Genomic DNA, 13176 nt, shown 5'->3' with positions numbered 1-13176 from the left:
CCCCCGCATCCTCCGGACCGCCGCCACCGCCCAGGCCCCCGATCGTCTGGCCCGGCATCTCCTCGCCGTCGCCGACGCTCTCCTGCCGCTTATCCCCGAGGTGCTCCCCGTAGGGGAGGAGAAACCCGGGGCCGCCCATCGCGCCCGGCTGGCGCTTGCCGAAGCCGCCGGGGCGGTGCTTGCCGGTGGCCTGTCCCTGCTCGGCATCGACGCACCCGAACACCTCTGAGAACAGAGAGCCACTCATGAGCCGTTCCGCCCACCCCGCCGGGCCCCGTCACGCCGATGTGCTGCCCGAGGGGCACTACTCGGCCCCGCCGGCCGACCTCAACTCCCTCGACCCCAAGGTGTGGGCCCACACCGTGCGCCGGGACGAGGACGGTGTCGTCAGCGTCGGCGGCCGCACCGTGACCGAGCTGGCGGAAGAGTTCGGCACGCCCGCGTACATCCTCGACGAGTCGGACTTCCGGGCCCGCGCCCGCGCCTGGCGGACCGCGTTCGGCACCGACGCCGACGTGTTCTACGCCGGCAAGGCGTTCCTCTCCCGCGCCGTCGTGCGCTGGCTGGACGAGGAGGGGCTGAACCTCGACGTCTGCTCCGGCGGCGAACTGGCCACCGCGCTGTCCGCCGGGATGGACCCCGCCCGCATCGCCTTCCACGGCAACAACAAGTCCGTCGAGGAGATCACCCGCGCCGTCGAGGCCGGCGTCGGCCGGATCGTGCTCGACTCCTTCCAGGAGATCGCCCGCGTCGCGCACATCGCGCAGGGGCTCGGCAAGCGGCAGCGGGTGCAGATCCGCATCACCGTCGGCGTCGAGGCGCACACCCACGAGTTCATCGCCACCGCGCACGAGGACCAGAAGTTCGGCATCCCGCTCGCCGGCGGCCGGGCCGCGGAGGCCGTACGGCGCGCCCTCACCCTCGACGGGCTCGAACTCATCGGCATCCACAGCCACATCGGCTCGCAGATCTTCGACATGTCCGGCTTCGAGGTCGCCGCCCACCGCGTGGTCGGCCTGCTCAAGGACATCCGCGACGAGCACGGCGTCGAGCTGCCCGAGATCGACCTAGGCGGCGGCCTCGGCATCGCCTACACCAGCTCCGACGACCCCCGCGAGCCGCACGAGATCGCCAAGGCGCTCACCGAGATCGTCACCCGCGAGTGCGAGGCGGCCCGCCTGCGCGTCCCCCGTATCTCCGTCGAGCCCGGCCGCGCCATCGTCGGCCCGACCGCGTTCACCCTGTACGAGGTCGGCACGGTCAAGCAGCTCGACGGGCTGCGGACCTACGTCTCCGTCGACGGCGGCATGTCGGACAACATCCGCACCGCGCTCTACGACGCCGAGTACAGCGTCGCCCTCGTCTCGCGGACCAGCGACGCCGAGCCGATGCTCACCCGCGTCGTCGGCAAGCACTGCGAGAGCGGGGACATCGTGGTCAAGGACGCGTTCCTCCCCGCCGACCTGGCGCCGGGCGACCTGATCGCCGTCCCGGCAACGGGCGCCTACTGCCGGTCCATGGCGAGCAACTACAACCACGTCCTGCGTCCGCCGGTCGTCGCGGTCGGCGACGGCGAGGCGCGGGTGATCGTCCGGCGCGAGACGGAGGAGGACCTGCTCCGGCTGGACGTCGGCTGAGCTCCCCCGAGGCCGCCCGGGGCCCGTTCCGGGAACACGAAACAGATGTCTCACGATCCGGACGAAGGGCGGAAAGCCCCATCCGGTGAGTGAGACTGGTCGAACCGTAGACGGTGAGAGGAAACGAGGTCGGATGATGCGTACGCGTCCGCTGAAGGTGGCGCTGCTGGGCTGTGGAGTGGTCGGCTCCGAGGTGGCGCGCATCATGACGACGCACGCCGACGACCTCGCCGCCCGCATCGGGGCCCCGGTCGAACTGGCCGGGGTCGCCGTACGGCGCCCCTCGAAGGTGCGTGCCGGGATCGATCCCGCGCTCGTCACCACCGACGCGACGGCCCTGGTCAAACGGGGTGACATCGACGTGGTGGTGGAGGTCATCGGCGGCATCGAGCCCGCCCGCGCCCTGATCACCACCGCGCTGGAGCACGGCGCCTCCGTCGTCTCGGCCAACAAGGCCCTGCTCGCCCAGGACGGCGCCGCCCTGCACGCCGCCGCCGAGGAGCACGGCCGGGACCTCTACTACGAGGCCGCCGTCGCCGGCGCCATCCCGCTGATCCGCCCGCTGCGCGAGTCCCTCGCCGGCGACAAGGTCAACCGGGTGCTCGGCATCGTCAACGGCACCACCAACTTCATCCTCGACAAGATGGACTCCACCGGCGCCGGCTACCAGGAGGCCCTGGACGAGGCCACCGCGCTCGGATACGCCGAGGCCGACCCCACCGCCGACGTCGAGGGCTTCGACGCCGCCGCCAAGGCCGCCATCCTGGCCGGGATCGCCTTCCACACCCGGGTCCGCCTCGACGACGTGCACCGCGAGGGCATGACCGAGGTCACCGCGGCCGACTTCCGCTCGGCGCGGGAGATGGGGTGCACCATCAAGCTGCTCGCCATCTGCGAGCGGGCCAGGGACGGCGCCTCGGTCACCGCCCGCGTCCACCCTGCGATGATCCCGCTGAGCCACCCGCTGGCTTCGGTGCGCGGCGCGTACAACGCGGTGTTCGTGGAGTCCGAGGCGGCGGGCCAGCTCATGTTCTACGGCCCCGGCGCCGGCGGCGCGCCCACCGCCTCGGCGGTCCTCGGCGATCTCGTCGCCGTCTGCCGCAACCGCCTGGGCGGCGCGACGGGGCCCGGCGAATCGGCGTACGCGGCACTGCCCGTCTCGCCGATGGGCGATGTCGTCACGCGGTACCACATCAGCCTCGACGTCGCCGACAAACCGGGTGTCCTCGCCCAGGTCGCCACGGTGTTCGCCGAGCACGGGGTGTCGATCGATACGGTCAGGCAGCAGGGGAAGGACGGCGAGGCGTCCCTCGTCGTCGTCACGCACCGCGCCTCCGACGCGTCCCTCACCGGGACCGTGGAGGCGCTGCGCAAGCTCGACACCGTGCGGGGTGTCGCCAGCATCATGCGGGTTGAAGGGGAGTAAGCGGCAATGACCCACCAGTGGCGCGGAATCATCGAGGAGTACCGGGACAGGCTGCCGGTCACCGACAGCACGCCCGTCGTGTCGCTCCGCGAGGGCGGCACGCCTCTCGTGCCCGCGCAGGTGCTCTCCGAGCGCACGGGCTGCGCGGTCCACCTCAAGGTGGAGGGGGCCAACCCGACCGGCTCCTTCAAGGACCGGGGCATGACCATGGCCATCACGCGGGCCAAGGAGGAGGGCGCCAAGGCGGTCATCTGCGCCTCCACCGGCAACACCTCCGCCTCCGCCGCCGCCTACGCGGTGCGCGCGGGCATGGTCTCGGCGGTGCTCGTCCCGCAGGGCAAGATCGCGCTCGGCAAGATGGGCCAGGCCCTCGTGCACGGCGCGAAGATCCTCCAGGTCGCCGGCAACTTCGACGACTGTCTCGACCTCGCGCGGGCCCTGAGCGACAACTACCCGGTGGCGCTGGTCAATTCGGTCAACCCGGTGCGCATCGAGGGCCAGAAGACGGCCGCCTTCGAGATCGTGGACATGCTGGGCGACGCCCCCGACATCCACGTCCTCCCGGTCGGCAACGCGGGCAACATCACGGCCTACTGGAAGGGCTACCGGGAGTACGCCGCCGACGGGCCGGCCACCCGTACCCCGCGCATGTGGGGCTACCAGGCGTCGGGCAGCGCGCCCATCGTGCGCGGCGAGGTCGTCAAGGACCCCTCCACCGTGGCCACCGCCATCCGGATCGGCAACCCCGCCTCCTGGAGCTACGCCCTGGCCGCGCGGGACGAGTCCGGCGGCCATATCGACGAGGTGACGGACCGTGAGATCCTGCGCGCCTACCGGCTGTTGGCCGCGCAGGAGGGTGTCTTCGTGGAGCCCGCCTCCGCCGCCTCGGTGGCCGGACTGCTCAAGGCCGCCGAGCAGGGCAAGGTCGACCCCGGCCAGACCATCGTCTGCACCGTGACCGGCAACGGCCTGAAGGACCCCGACTGGGCCGTGGCCGGCGCCCCGCAGCCGGTCACCGTGCCGGTCGACTCGGCCGTCGCCGCCGAGCGGCTCGGCCTCGCCTGACGCCAGGCCCGAGAGGGTGCACAGGGGGCTTGCGACACGCATCGTGCGCCTCCTGTGCGCCCTATGTCGCGGCGGAACCTTCCTTCGATAGGCTGGGGGCAACCCGCCCACCGCACATGCCCACCGCGTGTGGCACGGCGCCGCCGCCCCAAGCGGCCCGACGGGTTCTCCGTACGTCATCGAGTGTCCGCACCGGATGCCCCTCGCGGGCCATTCGGCAGTCACGTCCGTCAACGCAGCTCAAGGAGAGACTTCGAGCGATGGCCGGTCCCGCCTTCCGCGCCGCCGCCGTCCGGGTGCGCACCCCCGCCACCAGCGCCAACCTCGGTCCGGGCTTCGACGCCCTGGGCCTCGCGCTGGGGCTGTACGACGACGTGGTCGTCCGGGTCGCCGACTCCGGGCTGCACATCGACATCGCCGGTGAGGGCGGTGAGACACTCCCGCGCGACGAGCGCCACCTGCTCGTACGCGCCCTGCGCACCGCCTTCGACCTGCTGGGCGGACAGCCGCGCGGGCTGGAGATCGTCTGCGCCAACCGCATCCCGCACGGCCGGGGCCTCGGTTCGTCCTCCGCCGCCATCTGCGCGGGGATCGTCGCCGCGCGCGCGGTGACCATAGGCGGCGAGTCCCGTCTCGACGACACCGCGCTGCTGGAGCTGGCCACCGAGATCGAGGGCCACCCGGACAACGTCGCGGCCTGTCTGCTCGGCGGATTCACCTTGTCCTGGCTGGAGTCGGGGGCCGCCCGCGCCATCCGGACCGAGCCCGACCCCTCCATCGTGCCGGTGGTCTTCGTGCCCGCGAAGCCCGTGCTCACCGAGACCGCGCGCGGACTGCTCCCGCGTACCGTCCCGCACGTCGACGCCGCCGCCAACGCGGGCCGTGCCGCACTGCTCGTCGAGGCCCTCACCCGGCGCCCCGAGCTGCTGCTGCCCGCCACCGAGGACCGGCTGCACCAGGAGTACCGCGCCCCGGCCATGCCGGAGAGCGCCGCACTGGTGGAGAGGCTGCGCGCGGACGGCGTCGCGGCCGTCATCTCCGGTGCCGGGCCCACCGTCATGGCGCTCACCGACGAGGCCACCGCCGACAAGGTGCAGGCCCTCGCGGGCGCCGACTGGGCGGCCAACCGGCTGAGCCTCGACACACAGGGAGCGAGCGTGCTGCCGCTTGCGCCCTGACACCCGGTTGCCGGATTTGGAGAGGGGGAATGTTTGTTGCATCCGGTAGTGTTAATCTCAATTCTGCACCCGACCCCACCATGGCGAGGTGCTTCGTGTCCCCGTCAGGGACAGACATTCTTCCGGGAGCCTCCCAAGCCACTCCGTGTTCCGTGCGCCGTACCTGGGCAGTACGTCGTGTGGCAGCACTGAGCGAGTCAGCGGGCACGCTCCGGAATCGGCGCCGCCGCGCCATGTGACACCGGGTGTCACGGCTCGCGGGAGCGTCATCACCAGAAATTCTCTTCCGCCGCTTCATGGCGGACCACCGCCCCGGCTCGGTACTTCCGAATGGCACCGATGCCGGACAGCACAACCGGTCGCCGAGCCAGACAGGCCGACGTCCGCTCCAGGGAAGGACCCTTCGTGAGCGACACCACCGATCTGATGGGCGCACGTGTCGAGGAGACCGCTGCCGCGCCCGCCACGGACTCCGCGCCTGCCACCGGTGCCGGCTCCCGGCGGCGCCGTGGTACCGGCCTCGAGGGCATGGTGCTGGCCGAGCTCCAGCAGGTCGCCTCGGGCCTCGGCATCAGGGGCACCGCGCGGATGCGCAAGAGCCAGTTGATCGAGGTCATCAAGGAGGCCCAGGCCGGGGGCAGCGCGCCCAAGGCCGAGGCCGCCGAGGAGACCAAGCCCAAGCGCCGCGCCACCTCCAAGGCCCGTACGGGTGAGGCCGCCGGCGAGGCGAAGGCGGAGCAGGCCGCGCAGCCGGCCGCCGACAAGGCCGCCCAGATCGACATCCCCGGCCAGCCGGCCGGTGGTCCCGTCCGCTCGGGCGAGGCCGATCGCGAGGACGCGCCGAACGAGCGCCGCCGCCGTCGTGCCACCGCCGACGCGGGCAGCCCGGCCGCCGCCGAGTCCACCGAGACCAAGGGCGAGAAGAGCGAGCCGAAGGGCGACGCCCAGCAGCAGCCGCACGCCGACGGCAAGGCCGACGACGGTGAGGGCCGCGGCCGCCGCGACCGCCGTGACCGTGACCGCGACCGGGGCGGCCGTGACCGCGACCGCCGCGGCAAGGGTGACGACCAGCAGGGCGGTGGCCGTCAGGACCGCCAGCAGGGCCAGCAGCAGGGCGGCGGGCGTCAGGACCGTCAGGAGCGCGACCGCCAGCAGCAGGACGACGACGACTTCGAGGGCGGCCGCCGTGGCCGTCGCGGCCGCTACCGCGACCGCCGGGGCCGTCGTGGCCGCGACGAGATCGCCGAGCCGCAGGTCAACGAGGACGACGTCCTGATCCCCGTCGCGGGCATCCTGGACATCCTCGACAACTACGCGTTCATCCGCACCTCCGGCTACCTGCCGGGTCCGAACGACGTGTACGTCTCCCTCGCCCAGGTCCGCAAGAACGGTCTGCGCAAGGGCGACCACATCACCGGCGCGGTCCGCCAGCCGAAGGAGGGCGAGCGCCGCGAGAAGTTCAACGCGCTGGTCCGCCTCGACTCGGTCAACGGCATGGCGCCCGAACACGGCCGCGGGCGGCCGGAGTTCAACAAGCTGACGCCGCTGTACCCGCAGGACCGGCTCCGTCTGGAGTCCGAGTCCAATGTGCTGACGACCCGGATCATCGACCTCGTGTCGCCGATCGGCAAGGGCCAGCGCGGTCTGATCGTGGCCCCGCCGAAGACCGGCAAGACCATGATCATGCAGGCGATCGCCAACGCGATCACGCACAACAACCCCGAGTGCCACCTGATGGTCGTCCTGGTCGACGAGCGTCCGGAAGAGGTCACCGACATGCAGCGGTCGGTGAAGGGCGAGGTCATCTCCTCCACCTTCGACCGCCCGGCCGAGGACCACACCACGGTCGCCGAGCTGGCCATCGAGCGCGCCAAGCGTCTGGTGGAGCTGGGTCACGACGTGGTCGTGCTGCTCGACTCCATCACGCGTCTGGGCCGTGCGTACAACCTCGCCGCCCCGGCGTCGGGCCGCATCCTCTCCGGTGGTGTCGACTCCACGGCGCTCTACCCGCCCAAGCGCTTCTTCGGTGCCGCGCGCAACATCGAGGACGGCGGCTCGCTGACCATCCTCGCCACCGCGCTCGTCGACACCGGGTCCCGCATGGACGAGGTGATCTTCGAGGAGTTCAAGGGCACCGGCAACATGGAGCTCAAGCTCGACCGGAAGCTCGCCGACAAGCGCATCTTCCCGGCGGTGGACGTCGACGCGTCCGGTACCCGTAAGGAAGAGATCCTGCTCGGCAGCGAGGAGCTGGCCATCACCTGGAAGCTGCGTCGCGTGCTGCACGCGCTCGACCAGCAGCAGGCGATCGAGCTGCTGCTCGACAAGATGAAGCAGACCAAGTCGAACATCGAGTTCCTCACCCAGATCCAGAAGACGACGCCGGCTCCCGGCAACAACGACTGAGCCCCGCTCAAGTCACCCGCTTCGGATCTTCGGGCCGCCCCCGCCGCACACGCGACGGGGGCGGCCCCTTTTGCGCGCTGAGCGCTCCCGCGAGACCTTTGCCACAGGTGTGACGTTCGGTACCGGCTTGGCTCGGTAGGGCCCCTTACGAGAAAGCGCAGGTGAACGGGGAGAGGTCCGCCGTCCCGAGCACGGAGGGTGACAGCTGTCGCACCGGGCGGCACAGCGCTTTGTGCGAGCCTGTCCCGAGTTTCCCTGTCCGACCAGGTGGAGCGACGATGGAGTGGTGGTGACCGCTCCCGGCCCTGAACGCAGGGGGTAACCGAACGGACGAGACCTAGGAGCGCAGTGTCCACCGAGAGCACGCCGGAGCCGGGCATACCGGAGACCGGAGACGGCCCCCACCGCCGGAGCAAGGGGCGCCGCCGCAAGCCCCGCAGCACGGGCCGCAAGGCCCTGCTCGCCACGGCATGGACAGCCGCCGGCGTGGTCGTGCTGGCGGGCGCCGGCGCCGGGTACGTCTACTTCAAGCTGAACGGCAACATCCGCAGCATCGACATCAACCAGGTGCTGGGCCGCGACCGGCCCGCGAAGGCCGACAACGGCTCGCAGAACATCCTGGTCCTCGGTTCCGACACCCGCGACGGCGCCAACCGGAAGATCGGCGGGGGAGCGGCCGACAGCGGCGCCCGCTCCGACACCGCGATGATCGTCCACCTCTACAAGGGCCACAAGAAGGCGTCCGTGGTGTCCATTCCGCGCGACACCCTCATCGACCGGCCCGCCTGCGCCGACACCAAGGGCCACACGTACCCGGCGGCGAAGAACGTCATGTTCAACTCGGCCTACGCCACCGGCGGCGCCCCGTGCGCGGTCAGAACCGTCGAGTCGCTCAGCGGCATCCGCATGGACCACTACCTGGAGGTCGACTTCGCGGGCTTCCAGCGCCTGGTCGACGACCTCGGCGGCGTACGCGTCACGACCACCCGCGCCATCCGGGACCCGGACAGCCATCTGAACCTGGCGGCCGGCACGCACACCCTCGACGGCGCGCAGGCGCTCGGCCTGGTGCGCACCCGGCACGGCGTCGGCGACGGCTCCGACCTCGGGCGCATCCAGCTCCAGCAGGCGTTCGTGAAGGCCCTCATCGCCCAGACCAAGCAGGTCGGCGTGCTGAGCAACCCCAAGAAGCTCTACGACCTCGCCGACACCGCGACCCGGACCGTCACCACCGACTCCGACCTCGGCTCGGTCAACTCCCTCGCGGACTTCGCGGGTGGCCTCAAGGGCATCAGCGCCTCGGGGATGCACATGGTCACCATGCCGGTGCAGTACGACCCGGCCGACCCCAACCGGGTGCTGCTGGAGCGGACCAAGGCCCGGCAGATCTGGACGGCGCTGAAGAACGACCGGCCGGTCCCGGACTCCGCCACCGCGGGCTCGGCCACCGGCGGCGCCAAGGGCGTCGTCACCCCCTGAGCCACCCATGAGCCGCCCTGAGCCGCCCTCGCGGACCCGGGGAATAGAACAGCTCCACCCCCGGTTTTGGGGGATGGCGCCAGTCCTGGCAGACTGGTACGTCGGCTCCGGTTCACGCACCCGCATTCCCGCGGTGGCGACCCGGCGCCCTCCCGGAACCTAGGAGACACCTTGAAGCGCGACATCCACCCCGAGTACTTCGAGACCCAGGTGAGCTGCACCTGTGGCGCCTCGTTCACCACCCGGAGCACCATCGACGGCACCATCCGTGCCGAGGTCTGCTCCGAGTGCCACCCGTTCTACACGGGCAAGCAGAAGATCCTCGACACCGGTGGCCGCGTGGCCCGCTTCGAGGCCCGCTTCGGCAAGGCTTCCGGCTCCAAGAAGTAGCGAGCCCCGAACCGCCGGTCCACGGTCGCGCCCCGCGAGGGGCGTGACCACGGACCGGCGTTTTTGGTCGTTCGCCAGCCCTTCACCCGCAGTAACAGGAGCCGAAAGATGTTCGAGGCAGTCGAGGAACTCGTCGCCGAGCACGCCGATCTGGAGCGCAAGCTCGCCGACCCGTCGGTCCACGCCGACCAGGCGAACGCGCGCAAGCTGAACAAGCGCTACGCCGAGCTGACCCCGATCGTGGCCACCTTCCGCTCCTGGAAGCAGTCCGGGGACGACATCGAGACCGCCCGCGAGCTGGCGGCCGACGACCCCGACTTCGCCGCCGAGGTCAAGGACCTGGAGAAGCAGCGCGAGGAGCTGACCGACAAGCTCCGCCTGCTCCTGGTCCCGCGCGACCCGAACGACGACAAGGACGTCATCCTGGAGATCAAGGCCGGCGCCGGCGGCGACGAGTCCGCCCTGTTCGCCGGTGACCTCCTGCGCATGTACCTCCGCTACGCCGAGCGCGTCGGCTGGAAGACCGAGATCATCGACGCCACCGAGTCCGAGCTGGGCGGCTACAAGGACGTCCAGGTCGCGGTGAAGACCAAGGGCGGCCAGGGTGCCACCGAGCCCGGCCAGGGCGTGTGGGCCCGCCTGAAGTACGAGGGCGGAGTGCACCGCGTGCAGCGCGTGCCCGCCACCGAGTCCCAGGGCCGCATCCACACCTCCGCCGCCGGTGTCCTCGTCACCCCCGAGGCCGAGGAGGTGGACGTCGAGATCAACCCCAGCGACCTGCGGATCGACGTCTACCGGTCCTCCGGCCCCGGCGGCCAGTCGGTCAACACCACCGACTCCGCCGTGCGCATCACCCACCTGCCCACCGGTGTGGTCGCCTCCTGCCAGAACGAGAAGAGCCAGCTCCAGAACAAGGAGCAGGCCCTGCGCATCCTGCGCTCCCGGCTGCTCGCCGCCGCCCAGGAGAAGGCCGAGGCGGAGGCCGCCGACGCCCGCCGCAGCCAGGTCCGCACCGTGGACCGCTCCGAGAAGATCCGCACGTACAACTTCCCGGAGAACCGCATCTCCGACCACCGCGTGGGCTTCAAGGCGTACAACTTGGACCAGGTGCTCGACGGCGAGCTGAGCGCGCTGATCCAGGCGTGCGTCGACGCCGACTCGGCGGCGAAGCTCGCGAGCGCCTGAGAACGCCCCGCAGGACCACGCACGAGGACCGGAGGAGAAGCGTGCAGCAAGACTTCGGGGGGCGACCCCCGAGCCCCCGCAGCGTGCTGCTCGCGGAGGTGGCCCAGGCCACCCAGCGGCTGGCCGACGCCGGAGTGCCCTCCCCGCGCACCGACGCCGAGGAGCTGGCCGCCTTCGTGCACGCCGTCAAGCGCGGCGCCCTGCACACCGTGAAGGACTCCGACTTCGACGCCCGGTACTGGGAGGTCATCGCCCGCCGCGAGCAGCGCGAGCCGCTCCAGCACATCACCGGGCGGGCCTACTTCCGCTATCTGGAGCTCCAGGTCGGCCCCGGCGTCTTCGTGCCCCGGCCGGAGACCGAGTCGGTGGTCGGCTGGGCGATAGACGCGGTACGCGCCATGGACGTCGTCGAGCCCTGCATCGTCGACCTGTGCACCGGCTCCGGCGCCATCGCGCTGGCCCTCGCCCAGGAGGTGCCGCGCTCGCGGGTGCACGCCGTCGAGCTGTCCGAGGACGCGCTCAGGTGGACCCGCAAGAACGTCGAGGGCTCCCGTGTCGACCTGCGCCAGGGTGACGCCCTGAGTGCCTTCCCGGACCTGGACGGCCAGGTCGACCTGGTCATCTCCAACCCGCCGTACATCCCGCTCACCGAGTGGGAGTACGTCGCCCCCGAGGCCCGCGACTACGACCCCGAGCTGGCCCTGTTCTCCGGCGAGGACGGGCTGGACCTGATCCGGGGCATCGAGCGCACCGCGCACCGGCTGCTGCGCCCCGGCGGTGTCGTCGTCATCGAGCACGCCGACACCCAGGGCGGCCAGGTGCCGTGGATCTTCACCGAGGAGCGGGGCTGGGCCGACGCGGCCGACCACCCCGACCTCAACAACCGCCCCCGGTTCGCCACGGCCCGCAAGGCGACGCTGTGACCACCGCGCAGAACCACTTTCAGAGTTACGTGTACGAGGAGGCCCGCTAGACATGGCACGGCGATACGACACCAATGACGCCACCGACCGCGTGACGGGCCTGCGCGAGGCAGCCGCCGCCGTACGCCGGGGCGAACTGGTGGTGCTGCCGACCGACACGGTCTACGGCATCGGCGCCGACGCGTTCTCCTCGGAAGCCGTCGCCGACCTGCTCGCCGCCAAGGGCCGGGGCCGCAACATGCCCACCCCCGTGCTCATCGGCTCCCCGAACACCCTGCACGGCCTGGTCACCGACTTCTCCGAGCTGGCCTGGGAACTCGTCGACGCCTTCTGGCCCGGCGCGCTCACCCTGGTCGCCCGGCACCAGCCGTCCCTCCAGTGGGACCTCGGCGACACCCGCGGCACCGTCGCCGTACGCATGCCGCTGCACCCGGTCGCCATCGAGCTGCTCACCGAGGTCGGCCCGATGGCCGTCTCCTCCGGCAACCTCACCGGCCACCCCGCCCCGGAGACCTGCGACGACGCCCAGCGCATGCTCGGCGACTCCGTCTCCGTCTACCTCGACGGCGGCCCCACCCCGGGCAACGTGCCCTCGTCCATCGTGGACGTCTCCGGCCCCGTCCCGCTGCTGCTGCGCCAGGGCGCCATCTCCCCGGAGGAGCTGCGCAAGGTCGTACCCGACCTCGAGGTGGCGAATTGACGGCCCCCCAGCGGTACGTCCCGCCCGAGCGCTCCGGGCAGGGGGTCACCCCATGCGCGGCATAGGCGGCGCGGACCGCCCGGCGGAGCAGACCACGACCTTCGGGTTCCCGCGCGACACCTTCCGCATCCTCCACGTCAGCACCGGCAACGTCTGCCGCTCGCCCATCACCGAGCGGCTGACGCGGCATTTCGTGGCGGAACGGCTGGGGGTGCTCGGCGGTGGCCTGATCGTGGAGAGCGCCGGCACCTGGGGCCACGAGGGCGCCCGGATGGAGGAGAACGCGGAGACCGTGCTCTCCGAGTTCGGCGCGGACGCGGCCGGGTTCACCGGCCGGGAGCTGCTGGACGAGCACGTCATCATGGCCGACCTGGTGCTGACCGCCACCCGCGACCACCGCGCCCAGGTCATCTCCATGGGCCACTCGGCGGGCCTGCGCACCTTCACGCTGAAGGAGTTCACCCGCCTGGTCCGCGCGATAGACCCGGCCACCCTGCCGCCCCTGGAGGACGGCGTGGTGCTCCGCGCCCGCGCCCTGGTCCGCGCGGCCGCCGCGCTGCGCGGCTGGCTGCTCGCCCCCACCGCAGAGGCGGACGAGGTGTACGACCCCTACGGGGCCCCGCTGCCCTTCTTCCGCTCCATCGGCGACGAGATACGCGACGCCCTCGACCCGGTCGTCACCGCGCTGACGGGCGTACCCGCCCGCATGTGACGCCCGCCGGGTTCCGGCGCCGGGCGGGTCCGGCGGCCGAGCGGCCGCCCCCGGCACGGCCTACATTGGAGACCT

Annotated in this window: 12 protein-coding genes; all 12 read left to right on the top strand. The window is 71.7% G+C overall.

The annotated features are described in order from the left end of the window. A partial coding sequence (locus tag CCN33_RS07305) for a DALR anticodon-binding domain-containing protein (protein ID WP_244173719.1) occupies nt 1-229 on the top strand: 229 nt, incomplete at its 5' end. Between the two features lie 16 nt (nt 230-245). Beyond that, entirely contained in the window at nt 246-1637 is a 1392-nt protein-coding gene (gene lysA, locus CCN33_RS07300) for a diaminopimelate decarboxylase (protein WP_086692416.1), read from the top strand. A 133-nt stretch (nt 1638-1770) separates the two neighbouring features. Continuing rightward, nucleotides 1771-3063, top strand: a complete 1293-nt coding sequence (locus tag CCN33_RS07295; RefSeq protein ID WP_167387786.1) for a homoserine dehydrogenase — start codon at nt 1771-1773, stop codon at nt 3061-3063. Between the two features lie 6 nt (nt 3064-3069). After that, nucleotides 3070-4128, top strand: a complete 1059-nt coding sequence (thrC, locus tag CCN33_RS07290) for a threonine synthase (RefSeq protein ID WP_030815927.1) — start codon at nt 3070-3072, stop codon at nt 4126-4128. A gap of 260 nt (nt 4129-4388) precedes the next feature. After that, nucleotides 4389-5306: a homoserine kinase gene (gene thrB / locus CCN33_RS07285; RefSeq protein WP_086692414.1), complete on the top strand. Its 918-nt coding sequence runs from the start codon at nt 4389-4391 to the stop codon at nt 5304-5306. Between the two features lie 405 nt (nt 5307-5711). Next, a complete protein-coding gene (gene rho, locus CCN33_RS07280) occupies nt 5712-7712 on the top strand; it encodes a transcription termination factor Rho (protein ID WP_086692412.1) in 2001 nt (666 codons plus the stop codon). Between the two features lie 348 nt (nt 7713-8060). Continuing rightward, nucleotides 8061-9191 carry an LCP family protein gene (locus CCN33_RS07275; protein WP_086692410.1) on the top strand — a complete coding sequence of 377 codons (1131 nt, stop codon included), beginning with the start codon at nt 8061-8063 and terminating at the stop codon, nt 9189-9191. Nucleotides 9192-9362: 171 nt separating this feature from the next. After that, a complete protein-coding gene (gene rpmE, locus CCN33_RS07270; RefSeq protein WP_030815934.1) occupies nt 9363-9581 on the top strand; it encodes a 50S ribosomal protein L31 in 219 nt (72 codons plus the stop codon). A 108-nt stretch (nt 9582-9689) separates the two neighbouring features. Then, nucleotides 9690-10766 (top strand): peptide chain release factor 1, encoded by a 1077-nt coding sequence (gene prfA / locus CCN33_RS07265; protein ID WP_086692408.1) that lies wholly within the window; start codon nt 9690-9692, stop codon nt 10764-10766. 83 nt (nt 10767-10849) lie between these two features. Then, nucleotides 10850-11689, top strand: a complete 840-nt coding sequence (gene prmC / locus CCN33_RS07260; protein WP_086692406.1) for a peptide chain release factor N(5)-glutamine methyltransferase — start codon at nt 10850-10852, stop codon at nt 11687-11689. A 52-nt stretch (nt 11690-11741) separates the two neighbouring features. Beyond that, nucleotides 11742-12389 carry an L-threonylcarbamoyladenylate synthase gene (locus tag CCN33_RS07255; RefSeq protein WP_086692404.1) on the top strand — a complete coding sequence of 216 codons (648 nt, stop codon included), beginning with the start codon at nt 11742-11744 and terminating at the stop codon, nt 12387-12389. A gap of 52 nt (nt 12390-12441) precedes the next feature. Next, nucleotides 12442-13101 carry an arsenate reductase/protein-tyrosine-phosphatase family protein gene (locus tag CCN33_RS07250; protein WP_030815947.1) on the top strand — a complete coding sequence of 220 codons (660 nt, stop codon included), beginning with the start codon at nt 12442-12444 and terminating at the stop codon, nt 13099-13101. Nucleotides 13102-13176 lie beyond the last annotated feature (75 nt).

Origin of the sequence: Streptomyces recifensis (assembly GCF_002154615.1) — a bacterium.
GTDB classification, from domain to species: domain Bacteria; phylum Actinomycetota; class Actinomycetes; order Streptomycetales; family Streptomycetaceae; genus Streptomyces; species Streptomyces griseoluteus.
Note: the sequence above shows the minus strand (reverse complement) of the source record. Positions and strands in the feature narration are given on the sequence as shown.